Genomic DNA, 14,677 nt, shown 5'->3' with positions numbered 1-14,677 from the left:
GCTCCTCATGCCTCGCTGCTCGTGCCGGTGTCCGCCAGTCCCTCGGCGGCCAGGATGTCCGCCAGGACCTTGTCCTCGATGAGCGCCGCCAGCTCGGAGACGGTCCGGGCCGTCATCACCTCCCGCGGCGACAGGGAGATCCCGAACGCCCTGCGGACGCTCGCCATCACGCCCAGGCTCCGGATGGAGTCCCCGCCCAGGCCGATGAAGTCGTCGTCCCGGCCGACCTGCGCCACCTCCAGGACGTCCGACCAGATGTCCGCCAGGGCCTGCTCGGTGGGCGTCAGCGGCTCCCGCGACTCCGGTGCCGCGGGCTCGGCGGGCCGTTCCGCGGGTCGGCCGAGCGCCGCCCGGTCGACCTTGCCGTTGGGGGTGAGGGGCAGCGCCGGGACGAAGGCGAAGCCCGCCGGGACCATGTGCTCGGGCAGCAGCCCGGCCAGGAAGCGGCGCAGCTCGGCCGCGTCCGGCGCGTCCGGGCCGCCGGTGGTCACCACGTGCCCGCCGAGCACCCCGTCGGCGACCGTGGCAGCGGCCGCGGCGACGCCCGGGTGGCGGGTCAACGCGCTCTCCACCTCGCCGAGTTCGATCCGGAAGCCCCGCACCTTCACCTGGTCGTCGACCCTGCCCAGGTACTCGATCACGCCGTCGGCACGGCGCCGGGCCAGGTCGCCGGTGCGGTAGAGCCGTCCCCCGGGCGGACCGAACGGGGCGGCGACGAACCGCTCGGCGGTCAGCGCCGGACGGCCCCGGTAGCCGCGGGCCAGGCCGTCGCCGCCGAGGTACAGCTCGCCGGTGACGCCGTCGGGCACCGGGCGCAGCGTGCCGTCGAGCAGGTGGACCCGGGTGTTGCGGATCGGCCGGCCGATCGGGACGGCGCCCGGGGCGAGCGGCTGCCCGGGCTCGGCCCGGTACACGATGCAGCCCACGGTCGCCTCGGTCGGCCCGTACTCGTTGATCACCGCGCTGCCGGGGTGCCGGGCCCGCCAGCCGGCGAGGCTCTCGCCGGGCAGCTGCTCGCCGCCGACCACCAGGTCGGCCGAGCCGGCCGCCACGTCGGGCAGGCACTCCAGCAGCGGGAGGTGACTGGGCGTCGCCTTGACGAAGCCCACCGCGGTGCCGGCGGCGGCCAGTTCGGCGAGCGCGTCCGGCTCCAGCGGGGACACCACGACCGTGCCGCCCAGGGTCAGCGGGGTCCACAGCGCGGTGACGGTGAGGTCGAAGGCGATCGAGGAGTGCAGCAGGGCCGAGGTGCGCAGGCCCGGATACGCGTCGGCGGCGTGGGCCAGGTAGTGCGCCAGCGAGGCGTGCTCGACGACCACGCCCTTGGGGGTGCCGGTCGAACCGGAGGTGTAGAGCACGTACGCGGTGTCCGCCGGGGCGGGTCGCACGACCGCGGTGCGCTCGTACGGGCCCGCCAGGCCCGCCAGGTCCACCAGGTCCACCGGGCAGCCGGCCGGCACCTCGCCGGCCAGGGCAGCCGCGCCCTCGGCGTCCGCCAGCAGCCGCACCGGGCCGCACTCGGCGAGCAGGGCGCCGAGCCGCCGGGCCGGGTGCTGGAGGTCCAGCGGCACGTACCCGGCGCCGGCCTTCCACACCGCGAGCAGGGTCACCACCAGCAGCGCGGAGGGCCGCATGGCGACGGCCACCACGTCCTCGGTGCCGACCCCGGCGGCGCGCAGCCGGGCGGCCAACGCGTCGGAGCGCGCGGCCAGGTCCGCGTAGTCGAGGCGGCCGTCGGGGCCGGTCAGCGCGAGCGCCGCGGGAGTGCGCCGGGCCTGGGCGGCGATCCGCTCCGGCACGGTGGTGCGGTCCACGGCGACCGCGGTGTCGTCGCCGGTCAGGTGCCGCCCCAGCTCGTCCTCGGTCAGCCAGGGCAGGTCCACCAGCCGGGTCGGTGCGTCCCGCTCCGGCTCGGCCATGCCGCCCAGCAGCAGACCGAGCCGGTCGGCGAAGGTCCGCACCGTCCGCTCGTCGAACAGGGCGGGGTCGTAGGCGAACGAGAAGGTCAGCCGCTCGGTCGGGTAGACGCCCACCGCCACCGGGTAGTTGGTGGTCTCGGCGTCGGCGCTCACGTCGCGCAGGGCGAGGCCGCCGACGGTGAGCGCGGCGTCGTCCACCGGGTAGTTCTCGAAGACCAGCACGCTGTCGAAGAGCCTGGCCGGGGCGGCGATCCCGCTGCCGGCCTGGATCGCGGTGAGCGGCAGGTGCTCGTGCACGCGGGCCCGCACCTGCTCCTGCTGGAGCTCGCGCAGCCAGGGCCCGAGCTCGGCCCGCGGGTCCGCGAGGGCGCGGACCGGCAGGGTGCCGATGAACAGCCCGACCATGTCCGGTGCGCCGTCGAGGTCGTTGGGACGGCCGGAGACGGTCGCGCCGAAGCACACGTCGCCCTGCCCGGACAGCCGGGACAGCAGCAGCGCCCAGGCGCCCTGGACCACCGTGTTCACGGTGACCTGCCGGTCCCGCGCGGCCCGGTAGACCCGGGCGGACAGCTCCGCCGGCAGTTCCACCCGCAGCCGCGCGGAGGACCTGACCCGGTGCTCGCCGGTCGGCCTGCGGTCGAAGGGCAGCGGGGTGGCGGCGGTCAGGCTCGCCAGCCGCTCGGTGAAGTACCGCTGCGCCTCGCCGGTGTCCCGGGCGAGCTGCCAGGCCACGTAGTCGCGGAACGGCGGCCGCTCGACGGCGGCGGACGGCCGGCCGGCGCGCAGCGCCGCGTACTCGGCGAACAGGTCGGAGAGCACCTGGTAGAGGCTCCAGCCGTCCAGCAGCGCGTGGTGGAAGGTCCACAGCAGGTGGAGCGAGCCGCCGTCCAGCCGGGCCGCGGTGAGCCGGGTGAGCGGGCCGCCGGCCAGGTCCACGCCGAGCGCGCGGTCGGCGGCGAAGAGCCGCTCCAGCGCCTCGGCCCGTCCGGCCTCGTCCAGTCCGCTCCAGTCCAGCACGGTCAACGGGGTGGGGACGGTCCGCAGCACCCGCTGGACGAACCCGCCGGCCCCGGTGTCGGCGACCGTGGTGCGCAGCACCGGGGTTCGGTCGACGATGCCGCACCAGGCGCGTTCCAGCAGGTCGACGCGGTCCACGCCGTCCAGCACGAAGGCGAACTGGGCGAAGTAGGCGTCCTGACCGCCGGTCTCGGCGGCGGCCTCCAACGAGTGGAAGAGCATGCCGGCCTGCATCGCGGTGAGCGGGTAGAGGTCCGCCACCGCCCGGCCGTCACCGGCCAGCCGGTCCACCGCGGCCTGGTCCAGCCGCAGCAGCGGGAAGTCCGAGGGGGTCCGGCCGCCGGCTCCGGGCTCGCCCGCGTGCGCGGCCAGCGCGCGCAGCGCGTCGGCGGTGGCCTCGGCGAGACGCCGTACGGTGGCCTCCTCGTACACCTGGTCGGAGTACTGCCAGAGCAGCTCCAGGGCGCCGCCGTCGCCGAGGACGGCGATGACGTCGAGCAGGTGGGGACGGACCGACTCCGGGGACTGCCGCAGCCACATCCGCGGCCGGGTGCCCGCCTCGAACGGGCCGCCCTCGGGCAGTTCCTCGAAGCGGCCGAGGTAGTTGAAGCTCACCTCGGGCGCGCGGTCGCGCTCGGCGCGGTGGGCGGCCGCGTCGCGCAGCGCGCCGTGGCCGAGGCCGCCGCCGGGGACGTCCCGCAGCCGCTGCTTGACGGACTTGAGCACGGCCGGCCAGCCGGCGGCCGGGTCGGGCAGGTCGAGGGCGACGGGGTACACGGCGGTGAACCAGCCGACGGTGCGGGACAGGTCGGTGCCGTCCCGCTCGACCCGGCCGTGGCCCTCCAGGTCCACCAGCACCTTCGGCAGGCCGGTCCAGGCGGCCAGCGCGGTGCCGAGCGCGCTCAGCAGGACGTCGTCCGGGCCGCCCTGGTAGCGGGCCGGGAGCTCCCGGAGCACCGCGTCCGTCTCGGCGGCGGTCAGCCGGACGGTCAGTGTGCGGGTCGAGGCCGCGGTGTTGGCACCGGCCCGGTCGCGCGGCAGCCGGGGCGTCGCCGGGTCCGGCACGCCGTCCCAGTACGCCCGCTCGGGCTCGAACTCGCCGGCGGCGGTGCGGGTTTCGAGGTCGAGCGCCCAGGCCCGGAACGAGGTGGTCTTGGCGCCGAGCCGCACCTCCCGGCCGACCGCGGCCTGCCGGTAGGCGTCGGCGAGGTCCTCCAGCAGGATGCGCCAGGAGACGCCGTCGACCACCAGGTGGTGGGCCGCCAGCACCAGCACGTCCGGCCGCCCGGTGTCACCACGCAGCAGGGTGGCGCCGAACAGCGGGCCCTCGGCGAGGTCGAACTCCTCGGCCCGCTCGGCCACGTCGTCGATCCGGCGGTCCTGCTCGTCGACCGGCAGGCCGGCCAGGTCGACGACGTGCAGCAGGGGGCCGCCCCGGCCGGGCGCGTGGTGGCCGACGGTCCCGGTGAAGCGCAGCCGCAGCGCGTCGTGCTGCGCGAACAGGGCGCGCAGCGCCCGCTCCAGGACCGACTCGTCGACTCCGGGGGCCAGTTCGACCCGGACGGTCTGGTCGAAGTGCCCGGGCCGGGCCGGGTCGGTGCCGTGGAACCAGCGCTGGACCGGGGTGAGCGGCAGCTCGCCCTCGACCGGGCCCTGTTCGGCGGCGGGCGCCTCGTCCCGGGCCCAGACCGCCACGGCGGCGAGTGCGGCGACGGTCTGATGCCGCATCACGTCGCCGGAGCGCAGGGCGAGCCCCTCGGCGCGGGCCCGGGCGGCGACCCGCATGGTGAGGATGGAGTCCCCGCCCAGCTCGAAGAAGTTGTCCTCGACGCCGACCCGCTCCACGCCGAGCAGCCGGGCCCAGGTCCGCGCGAGCAGCCGCTCCTTCTCGTCGCGCGGCGCCAGGTGGGCCCGCCCGGCGTCGGCCTCGGGCACCGGCAGGGCGGCCCGGTCGAGCTTCCCCGCGGCGTTGCGCGGCAGCGCCGGCAGCGTGACGAAGGCGGACGGCACCATGTACGAGGGCAGGTGCTCCGCCAGTGCGGCGCGCACCCCGGCGGTGTCCGCGCCCTGCTCGGCGTCCCGGGGCACCAGGTAGCCGACCAGGCGCTTGGAGCCCGCGCCGTCCGGCAGGGCCAGGACGGCGGCGTCGGCCAGCTCCGGCAGCCGCAGCAGGGCGGCGACGATCTCGCCGGGCTCGATCCGGAAGCCGCGCACCTTGACCTGGTCGTCTGCCCGGCCGAGGAACTCCAGCACGCCCTCGGGCAGCATCCGGGCCAGGTCGCCGGTGCGGTAGAGCCGCTCGGCCGGGTCGAAGACCGCGGGGCCGAACCGCTCGGCGGTCAGCTCGGGCCGGCCCAGGTAGCCGATCGCCAGGCCGTCGCCGGCCAGGTACAGCTCGCCGGGCACGCCGTCCGCCACCGGCCGGCCGTCCTGGTCCAGCAGGTGGACCCGGGTGTTGGCCAGCGGGCGGCCGATCGGCACCGAGGCCCGCTCCAGGTCCCGCTCGGTGATCCGGTGGGTGGTGGCGAACACCATGGACTCCACCGGTCCGTAGCCGTTGACCAGGCGCAGCCCGGGGTGGCGGCGCAGCACCCGGCCGACGTGCTCGACCGAGACGGCCTCGCCGCCGGTCAGCACCTGGCGGAGCGTCCCGAAGATGCCCGGGTACTCCTCGGCCATCACGTTGAACAGGCTGGAGGACAGCCACAGGGTGGTGACGCCGTGCCGCTCGACGAGTTCGGCGATCGCCTCCGGCTCGGGCGTGGGGGCCGGCTGGAGGACGCAGCGGGCGCCGTGCAGCAGCGCGCCGAACAGCTCCAGGGAGAACGCGTCCCAGGAGATCGGCGCCGACTGCAGGACCACCTCGTCCGGCCCGAACCGGGCGTAGTCGGTGCCGACGAAGGTGCGCACGGTGGCGCGGTGGGCCGCCAGCACGCCCTTGGGCCGACCGGTGGAGCCGGAGGTGAACATCACCGTCGCCGGGTCCTCGGCGCTGCCCGGGACGGCCGGGTCGGAGTCGTCCTCGGCGTCGGTGGCCGGGTCGGTGAGCGACAGCAGGACCGGGTCGCCCGCGGCGGGCCAGGCCGCCCGGACGGTCGCCTCGGCGTCGGCCCCGACGAGCGCGACCGGCGCGGCCAGGTCCTCGATCATCAGCCGCAGCCGCTCGACCGGCAGGCCGGTGTCGAGCAGCGCGTAGGCGCCGCCGGCCTTGAGCACCGCCAGCAGCCCGACGACCATCCCGGGCGAGCGCCGGGCGCAGACCGGGACGAGCGTGCCGCGCCCGACCCCGGCGGCCGCCAGTCGGCGGGCCAGCCGGTTGGCCCGGGCGTTGAGCTCGCCGTAGCGGACTTCGGTCTCCTCGTGCACCAGGGCGACGGCGTCCGGGCGGAGCCGGGCGACGTGCTCGAACAGCTCGTGGACCCGGGCCTCGCGCGGGTAGGTGGTCCCGGTGTCGTGCCAGTCGGCCCGGGCCCGCCGGGCCCCGGCGTCCTGCGCGCCGACCAGGGCGAGCTCCCCGGCGGGCGTGCCGGCGTCGGCGACGGCCGACCGGAGCAGGCCGAGCAGGTGGTCCGCCAGCCGGGCCACCGTGGCGGCGGTGAACAGGTCGGTGCTGTACTCGATGCCGGCGCCGAGCGTGTCGCTGTGGTTCCAGAACTCGAAGAGCAGGTCGAACCGCGAGGAGGAGCGCGGGAGTTCGGCCTCGGCCAGGTCGAGCCCGGCGGCCGCCGCCCCGGGGCGCAGCAGCGGCTCCTGGTAGGTGACGGCGGTCTGCACCAGCGGCATCCGGCCCGGTTCGCGGACCGGACGCAGCGCCTCGACCAGCCGGTCGAACGGCACCTCGCCGTGCTCGACCGCGACCAGGGTGGACTCCCGTACGGCGTCGACGAGTTCGCCGAACGGCCGGGCGGGGTCGAGCCCGGTGCGCAGCGGCACCAGGTTGGCGAAGAAGCCCTGGGTGTCGTCGTCCACGCCGTCGCGGCGACCGGCGGTGGCGATGCCGAGGGCGAAGTCGCGCTGGCCGCTGTGCCGGGCCAGCAGGACGTGCACGGCGGCGGTCAGCGTCATGAAGACGGTGGCCCGGCGGGCCCGGGACAGGGCGCGCAGCCCGGCGGCCAGCTCGGCCGGGACGCGGAACCGGTGCAGGGCGCCGGCGCCGGTGCGGGCCGCCGAGCGCGGCCGGTCGGCGGGCAGGTCGAGCGGCGGCAGGTCGGCGAGCCGCTCGCGCCAGTACGCGATGTCGGCGTCCCAGGCGCCGGCCCGGGCCCGGTCGCGCTGGTCGGCGGCGTGGCGGGCGAACTGGTCGGGCGCCGGCGCCACCGGGCCGAGCGGCCCGCGCACGGCCCGGCCGTACAACTCGAAGAGCTCCCGGAGCAGGGCGCGGGTGGACCAGCCGTCGGTGACGATGTGGTGCTGGTCCAGCACCAGCACGTGCCGCTGCCCGGGCAGATGGATCAGCAGGGCGCGCAGCAGCGGCCCGGCCACCAGGTCGAACGGACGGGCCGTCGCCTCGGCGAGCAGTCGCTCCTGCTCGTCCGCCGCCTTCCCGGCCGACAGCGCGGTGAGGTCGACCACGTCGAGCGCGGGCTCGCCGGGCTCGTGCACCACCTGGACGCCGCCGTGCTCGCCGGCCCGGAAGGTGGTGCGGAGCACCTCGTGCCGGGCGAGCACCGCGCCCAGGGCGGCGCGCAGCGCCTCGTCGTCCAGTTCGCCGGTCAGCTCGATGCCGACCGCGGCACCGTACCCGGCCAGGGCCGGGGCGGCGTCGTGGAGGAACCAGAGGCTCTCCTGGGCGAAGGACATCGGCACGGTGCCGCCGTGGCCACCCGGCGCGCCGTCGCGCGCGACGGCCCCGGCCGGGGCGGGGGTGTGCCCGGCCGGTCCGACCAGGGCGGCGACCGCGCCCGCGGTCGGCGCGGCGAACAGCTCGCGCAGGCTCGGCGCGGTGCCGAACTCCGCCTTCAGCCGGGCCAGGACGCGGGCGCCCAGCAGCGAGTCGCCGCCGAGGTCGAAGAAGTCGTCGGTGGTCCCGACCCCGGTGGTGCCGAGGGCCTCCTCCCAGATCCGGACCACGGCCTCCTCGACCGGGCCGTCCGCCGGCACGTGGGCGACCCCGCGGCCGGTCCAGTCCGGCGCGGGCAGCTCGGCGCGGTCCACCTTTCCGGAGGGGTTGAGCGGGAAGTGCCCGACCGGGACCACCGCGGAGGGCAGCAGGTGCTCGGGCAGGGTGCGGCGCAGGTGGGCGGCGAGCTCGGCCCGGGTGGGCGCGGCCAGGCCCGCCTCCGCGCGCACGTGGACGACCAGTCGGCGGTGGCCGCGCTCGTCCTCGGGTGCTCCGGCGGCGGCCTCGGCGACGGCCGGGTGGGTCAGCACGGCGGCCTCGACCTCGCCCAGCTCGACCCGGAAGCCCCGGATCTTGACCTGGTCGTCGGTCCGGCCGCGGTAGCGCAGCACGCCGTCCGCGGTCCACTCGGCGAGGTCGCCGGTGCGGTAGAGGCGGCCGCCGGCCGGTCCGTACGGGTCGGCGACGAAGCGCTCGGCGGTCAGACCGGGGCGGCCCAGGTAGCCGAGCGCCAGCCCGTTCCCGGCCACGTACAGCTCGCCGACGGCGCCGGGGGCGACCGGCCGCAGCCGCTCGTCGAGGACGTGCACCCGGGTGCCGGTCACCGGGCGTCCGATGTCGGGGGCGGTGCCGTCCCCGGGGATCGGGTCGCTCATGGTGGCGCAGACGGTGGACTCGGTCGGCCCGTACCCGTTGACCATCAGCCGGCCGGGCGCCCAGCGGGCCGCGACCGCGGCGGAGCAGGCCTCGCCGGCCGTGACGACGGTGACACCGGCCGGGACCGCCCCGTCCGGCAGGGTGGCGAGCACCGCCGGCGGCAGGGTGACGTGGGTGATCCGCAGTTCGGCCAGCAGGTCGGCGAAGCCCGGACCGGGCACCAGCCGCGCGGCGTCGGCCAGGACCAGCGTGCCGCCGGTGAGCAGCGCCATGGAGAGTTCGAACACCGAGGCGTCGAAACTGGGGCTGGCGAACTGCAGCACCCGGGAACCGGGGCCGGCCGCCAGCCGGGCGACGTGCTGGGCGGTGAGGGCGGCGAGGCCGTGGTGGGGCACGGCCACGCCCTTGGGGCGCCCGGTGGATCCGGAGGTGTAGATGACGTACGCGGCGTCCAGCGGGTGTCCCGGCCCGACCTTCCCGGCCGCGGCCGGGTCGGTGTCCGGGCAGCCCGCCAGCGCCTCGGCGACGGCCGGGTCGGCGAGGTCCAGCACGGCCGACGCGCCGGCGGCGGCCCGGACCGAGCCGGCGCCGTTGGTGAGCAGCAGCCGCGGCGAGGCGTCGGCGAGGACGTAGGCGACCCGCTCGGCCGGGTAGGCCGGATCGACCGGCAGGTAGGCGGCGCCGGCCTTGGTGGTGGCGACGGCCGCCAGCACGAGGTCCGCGCCGCGGGCCATGCCGAGCGCCACGATGCTGCCGGGGCCGACGCCCCGGTCGATCAGCAGGTGCGCCAGCCGGTTGGTCCGGCTGTCCAGCTCGGCGTACGAGAGGGTGCCGGCCCCGGACACCAGCGCGGGCGCCCCCGGGGCCCGCCCGACCTGCCGGCGCAGCAGCTCGGGCAGGGTTGCGGCGGCGGGCGCCGGCGGTCCCGCGTGCCACCCCGCCGCCTCCGCCGACGCCGGGTCGGTGCCAGTGATGAGCCGTGCGTCCGGGGAAGCCGCCTCGTGCGACATGGTCGTCTCTCCTGCCCTTCGGTCTGCTCTGCCCGTTCAGCCGCCCGGCCGTCCGGTCCGACGACGGCTTCGGACTCCCGCGGGTCGCGGGAGTCCGGAACACGCTGGTTACTGCCGTGTGCCGCCGCTCACCACCGGGCCGCCAGGCGCCCGCCGACCTGCATGCGGTCGATCCGCCCGGTGACCGGGTCCCGGTGGAAGCGGCCGGTGTAGCCGGTCCGCTCGGTGGTCAGCTCGACGACCGAGAACGCCAGGTCCGACCGGACGGCGAGCCGGGCGAACGGTCGGCCTCCCTGGTCGAGCCGCAGGCCGTCCGGGTCGCGGACCAGGCGGTACTCGGTGGCGCCGTTGCGGTAGGTCCCCGCGCAGTCGGCGAGGAGGTGGTCGGGGGCCGGCGGCGCGTCGCCGCGCAGCCGGGTGAAGGGGTGGCTGCCGACCTCGACCCCGGCCTCGCGCAGTTCGGCCAGCAGGTCGTCCCAGAGCGCGAGTCCGGTGCCCGCGTTGGTGGTCAGCGCGACGACCGTGCCCTCCTGCGGGTCGACCCGCAGGTGGCAGGAGGTGCCGTCGCCGGTGCCGTCGTGACCGACCCAGGTCCGGCCGTCCGGGGCCAGGTAGTGCGCGAGGCCGAGGCCCCAGGCGTCGGCCAGGCCGAACGCGTCGGTGTTCGGCTCGATCCGGCGCATCGCCTCGGTGACCCGGGGCGGCGGCAGCAGCGGCCCTCGCGGGCGCACCGGTTCGTCCGCGAGCAGGGTGCCGAACCGCAGCAGGTCCGCGGCGGCGAGCGCGAGCGCTCCGGCCGGCGCCTCCACCGGCGGCAGCAGCTGGGCCACCGGGCGGGCGGTGCCGTACGCCGGCTGCGCGGCGTGCCCGGGGACGTGCCCGGCGGCGGCGCCCGGGCCGGTGACGAAGGCCGCGCGGATGCCGAGCGGACGCAGCAGGACCGAGGTGACGGCCTCCTCCCACGGCATGCCGAGGGCCAGTTCGGCGACCCGCCCGGCCGCCACCAGCCCGACGTTGGAGTAGGAGAAGGCCGTGCCCGGCGGGCAGACCACGGCCGCCGCGGCCTCCCTGAGGTACTGGTCGCGGTCGGCCGGCGGCTGCTCGGCGGGGTGGCTCCCGGGCAGTCCGCCGGTGTGGGTGAGCAGGTGCCGCAGCGTCAGTTCGCTCCCGAGCGCCCCGGGCAGCGCCGCGAACTCGCGGAACTGCCCGCCGAGCGGGGCGTCCGGGTCCGCCTCGCCCTCGTCCGCCAGGGTCGTCAGCAGCGCGGCGGTGAACGGCTTGGTGAGCGAGCCGACCGGGAACCGGGACTCCGCGGTGACCGGCCGGCCGCTGTCGCAGCGCTCCTCCCCGGCCGCCACGACCGAGGTCACGCCCCGGTGCAGGAGGGCGAGTTGGGCTCCGGGGACGGTGTGCCGGCGGATCAGTCGGTGCAGCAGCCGGCCGAGCCCGCCGGCACTGGCCGGGTCGACGCTCCTGGTGGGGGGTGCCGAGGTGGTCGTCATGGTGTCGGGGTCACTCCAGCTCGAAGACGACGGAGGCGGCGGGCGACTCGATCCGCTGCTCGCCGGCCAGCTTCCAGCCGGTCTCCTCGAACACCCCGTACCACTCGTCCACGGTGGGCACGTACACGCCCATCAGGTCGTGGGCGGACTCGAAGCCGAGGTTGAACAGCGGGATCTCGCGGTCCGGGTAGCCGACCGTGCGGGTGGTGTCGCCCAGCAGGAAGCGGCGCACGTTGGGGAACCGCTCGCGCAGGGTGCGCATCGACTTGACGGCGTTCTCCCGGGGCCAGAAGTCGTGGCCCATCATGAAGCAGGTGAGCAGCTCGACCTCCGCGAAGACGGAGTGCGGGGCCAGGTCGCGGGCGTCCGCCTGGAGGGCGGTGATGCGGTCGGACAGGCCGGCCCTGGCCACCTCACGAGTGGTCATCTCGACGGCCGGGAGGCCGATGTCGAGGCCGAGGCCGCGGGTGCCCGGGTAGCGGTTGGCGAGCTGGATGAGCCGCTCGCCGCTGCCGCAGCCGAGGTCGGCGGCGACCTTGAAGTCGAACGGCAGCCGGTCCATCGCGGCCCAGAACGCCGGGTCGAACGAGAACGAGGACAGCTCGCGGCAGGCGTAGCCGATGGCCGCGCCGTCGCGGTGGTGGAAGGAGCCGACCCGGTTCTCTTTTCGGAGCACCGAGGGCATTTCGGTGTAAAGGCCGGAGCAGCCCCGGCTGAGCCAGTGGAAGTACGACCGGTAGGTGTTCACCTCGTCGAAGAGCGGGCCGGGGCTGATCGTGCCGCCGTCTCGGGTGACGACCCCGACCGAGGCGAGCGCCTGGAACATCCCGCGGGACGCGACCGGGTCCAGCCCGAGCTTTTCCGCCAGTTCCTCCGCATCCAGAGAGGCGGCGCCGTTCAGCTCGTCGAGCGCGCCCACCTCCCAGGCTGCGGCAATTGCCCAGGATGCCACCGCCGAGTTGTAGATGTCGGCCGATGTCAGTTTTGCCCCGGGTATCGCCACTTCAGTGATCGACATGGATGCCTCCTGTTCGGTTTCCGGCAGGTGACATCAGTTTCGACCGGAACCAACGGCAGGCTCCAGCTCCTTAAGCAGGGCACGATAACCGCAGGTCAGCGCGATTTAGCGGCCCTTCACGGGCATTCGGCGAAGCGAAGTCGAAGGGTCCGTTTTCCGATTTAAGGCCTGGCTTAACGAGCTTGTCAGCACGCCGAACCGCTTCCCAGCATGAGCGGTGCCAGTACCAGTGCCAGCTCCACACCAGTTCAGGGAGAGACGAATGGGCAACCCGTTCGAGAATGCCGACGGCACCTTCCGGGTTTTGGTCAACCAGGCGAACCAGCACAGCCTCTGGCCGGACTTCCTCGACGTTCCAGACGGTTGGTCGTCGACGTACGGACCGGACTCCAGAGAGGACTGCCTGCATTACATCGAGAGCAACTGGAACGACCTCCGTCCACGCCCCATCGCGTCCTGACCGGAAATCCCCAGGGCGCACCGACGCGAAAGAAAGGAAAGCGGTGTCCACGCTGCGGTTGCACGATGAAGAGCGCGACGAGATCGCGGTTCTCGCCGATGAATTCCTGGAGTCCCTGAACGGCGACCAGGACCCCTCGCGGATGTCCGCGGCCGCCACCGGCGCCGCCCAGCGGCTGCCGGAGCGGCTGCGGACCTTCCTCGCCGCGACCCGCACCGGCGGGGAGGCCATCACCGTGGTCTCCAACCTTCCGGTCCGGGCCGATCTGGAGCCCACCCCGCTCGGCTGGGAGCCGGCCGCCAAGCTCGGCGCGGGCTGGCACGAGGAGGGCGTGCTGGCCCTGGTCGGCGCCGGACTCGCCGAGCCGTTCGGCTGGACCAGCCAGCAGGCCGGCCGGCTGGTCCACGACGTCTGCCCCACCCCCGAGGACGACAACTCGCTGACCAGCGCCAGCAGCACCAGGGAGCTCAACTTCCACACCGAGGACGTCTTCCACCCCTGCCGCAGCGACTACGTGGCCCTGCTGTGCCTGCGCAACCCCACCCGGGTGGGCACCACCTACGTCCGCGCCGAGGCGCTCGACCTGCCTCAGGACGTCCGCGAGGTGCTGTTCCAGGAGCGCTTCCTGTTCCTCCCGGACGACTCCCACAACCTCGGCTCGCTGCCCGACAGCGCCGGCGACGGCTCGCAGCTCGGCGCCGTGCTGTTCGGCCCCCCGGACGCCCCCTACCTGCGCTTCGACATCGACTTCATGCGCCCGCTGCCCGGCGACGCCGCGGCCGCCGAAGCCGTGGAGACCGTCCAGGCCGTCCTCGGCGAGCACGTGGAGCGGATCTCGCTCGCCCCCGGCGACCTGGTCTTCGTCGACAACTTCCGGGTGGTGCACGGCCGGGAGTCCTTCCGCTGCCGCTTCGACGGCACCGACCGCTGGCTCAAGCGGGTCAATCTCACCCGCGACGCCCGGCGAATCAGCGCCGTCACCGGAAAGCGGACCGTGCTGATCTGAGGCCGGAGCCGACGGCCCGCGACAACCGCTTCCGAACGCCCCTTCCCCGCCCGCCCGGCACGGCCTTCACCGGCCCGTACCGGGCGGGCGCTCTTTCCCCGGGGAATTCGTATAGTGAACCCCCGGTCCACCCCTGTCCGTTCATCCGCACCGCCCCGGCCGAAAGAACGAGAGCACGTCCTCGGCCAAAGGAACGAGACGCCCCGCCGATCTCTCCCGAAAGGCGGATGTTGCGGCCCCTGCCCCGCCGGGAGCATGACGGGTATGAAAATGTCGACCGCCAAGCTGGCCTGGGTGGCCCCGATCTCCGCACTGGCCATCGCGCTCACGGGCTGCGGTGTGAGCGACGACCTGGACGCCCAACCCCGCAACGATTCCAAGGACTTCGGCTTCCAGGGCACGCACCTCACCGTGGACACCGACAAGGATGTGACCCTGGTGCCCGCCGACGGCACCACCCTGAGGGCCGACCGCAGGCTCGCCGGCCAGGCCGCGAAGGACGGCAACGCCGCCTGGACGCTGGAGGGCGAGACCCTCAAGCTGTCCGGCAAGTGCAGCGGCATAGTCCTCAACTGCAAGGCCCAGTACACCGTGCACGTCCCCAAGGGCGTGGCCGTGACCGTCCAGGGCAGCGGATCGGCGGGCGTCACCGCCAAGGGCGTCGACGGCAAGCTCGACGTGAAGACCGAGCAGGGCTCGGTGGACCTCGACGGCCTCGTCGCGCCGCTCACCGTCCGCACCGACAAGGGCAAGGTCGACGCGAGCGGCCTCTCCTCCGCCGACGTGGACGTCGCCAACGAGAACGGCAGCGTGAAGCTGACCTTCGTCAAGGCGCCCGACAAGGTCAAGGCCGCGTCCGACACCGGCAGCATCACCGTGCGGGTCCCCGAGGACGGCACCCGCTACCACGTCGAGGCCAAGGCCGGCTCGTCCAACCCCCACGTGGAGGTCGACGAGGACCCGAACTCCGCCCACGCCATCACCGTCGCCTCCAAGGTCGGCGTCGTCCGCGTCAACACGAAAGACTGA

At 75.2% G+C, this 14,677-nt stretch carries 6 protein-coding genes; 3 read left to right on the top strand and 3 right to left on the bottom strand.

Features of this window, described 5'->3' with window-relative positions; genetic code table 11:
- Positions 1-5: 5 nt before the first annotated feature.
- The 3 genes from OG556_RS19145 to OG556_RS19135 form a co-directional block, all read right to left on the bottom strand.
- Positions 6-9,662: an amino acid adenylation domain-containing protein gene (locus OG556_RS19145; protein ID WP_371518128.1), complete on the bottom strand. Its 9,657-nt coding sequence runs from the start codon at positions 9,660-9,662 to the stop codon at positions 6-8.
- A gap of 128 nt (positions 9,663-9,790) precedes the next feature.
- On the bottom strand, positions 9,791-11,164 hold the full coding sequence (locus tag OG556_RS19140; protein WP_371518127.1) for a serine hydrolase domain-containing protein: 1,374 nt from the start codon (positions 11,162-11,164) through the stop codon (positions 9,791-9,793).
- Between the two features lie 10 nt (positions 11,165-11,174).
- Entirely contained in the window at positions 11,175-12,182 is a 1,008-nt protein-coding gene (locus OG556_RS19135; protein ID WP_371518126.1) for a cyclopropane-fatty-acyl-phospholipid synthase family protein, read from the bottom strand.
- A 262-nt stretch (positions 12,183-12,444) separates the two neighbouring features.
- Between OG556_RS19135 and OG556_RS19130 the strand changes: the two genes are divergently transcribed.
- The 3 genes from OG556_RS19130 (at position 12,445) to OG556_RS19120 (ending at position 14,677) form a co-directional block, all read left to right on the top strand.
- Positions 12,445-12,642: an MbtH family protein gene (locus OG556_RS19130; RefSeq protein ID WP_371518125.1), complete on the top strand. Its 198-nt coding sequence runs from the start codon at positions 12,445-12,447 to the stop codon at positions 12,640-12,642.
- Between the two features lie 43 nt (positions 12,643-12,685).
- Positions 12,686-13,648, top strand: a complete 963-nt coding sequence (locus OG556_RS19125; protein ID WP_371518124.1) for a TauD/TfdA family dioxygenase — start codon at positions 12,686-12,688, stop codon at positions 13,646-13,648.
- Positions 13,649-13,912: 264 nt separating this feature from the next.
- Positions 13,913-14,677: a DUF4097 family beta strand repeat-containing protein gene (locus tag OG556_RS19120; RefSeq protein WP_371518122.1), complete on the top strand. Its 765-nt coding sequence runs from the start codon at positions 13,913-13,915 to the stop codon at positions 14,675-14,677.

This window comes from Kitasatospora sp. NBC_01300, assembly GCF_041435235.1.
Taxonomy (GTDB): domain Bacteria; phylum Actinomycetota; class Actinomycetes; order Streptomycetales; family Streptomycetaceae; genus Kitasatospora.
Note: the sequence above shows the minus strand (reverse complement) of the source record. Positions and strands in the feature narration are given on the sequence as shown.

Coding starts and splice junctions, on each gene's coding strand:
- OG556_RS19145 (WP_371518128.1), bottom strand. CDS start 9,662: ATGTCGCACGAGGCGGCTTCCCCGGACGCACGGCTCATCACTGGCACC.
- OG556_RS19140 (WP_371518127.1), bottom strand. CDS start 11,164: ATGACGACCACCTCGGCACCCCCCACCAGGAGCGTCGACCCGGCCAGT.
- OG556_RS19135 (WP_371518126.1), bottom strand. CDS start 12,182: ATGTCGATCACTGAAGTGGCGATACCCGGGGCAAAACTGACATCGGCC.
- OG556_RS19130 (WP_371518125.1), top strand. CDS start 12,445: ATGGGCAACCCGTTCGAGAATGCCGACGGCACCTTCCGGGTTTTGGTC.
- OG556_RS19120 (WP_371518122.1), top strand. CDS start 13,913: ATGAAAATGTCGACCGCCAAGCTGGCCTGGGTGGCCCCGATCTCCGCA.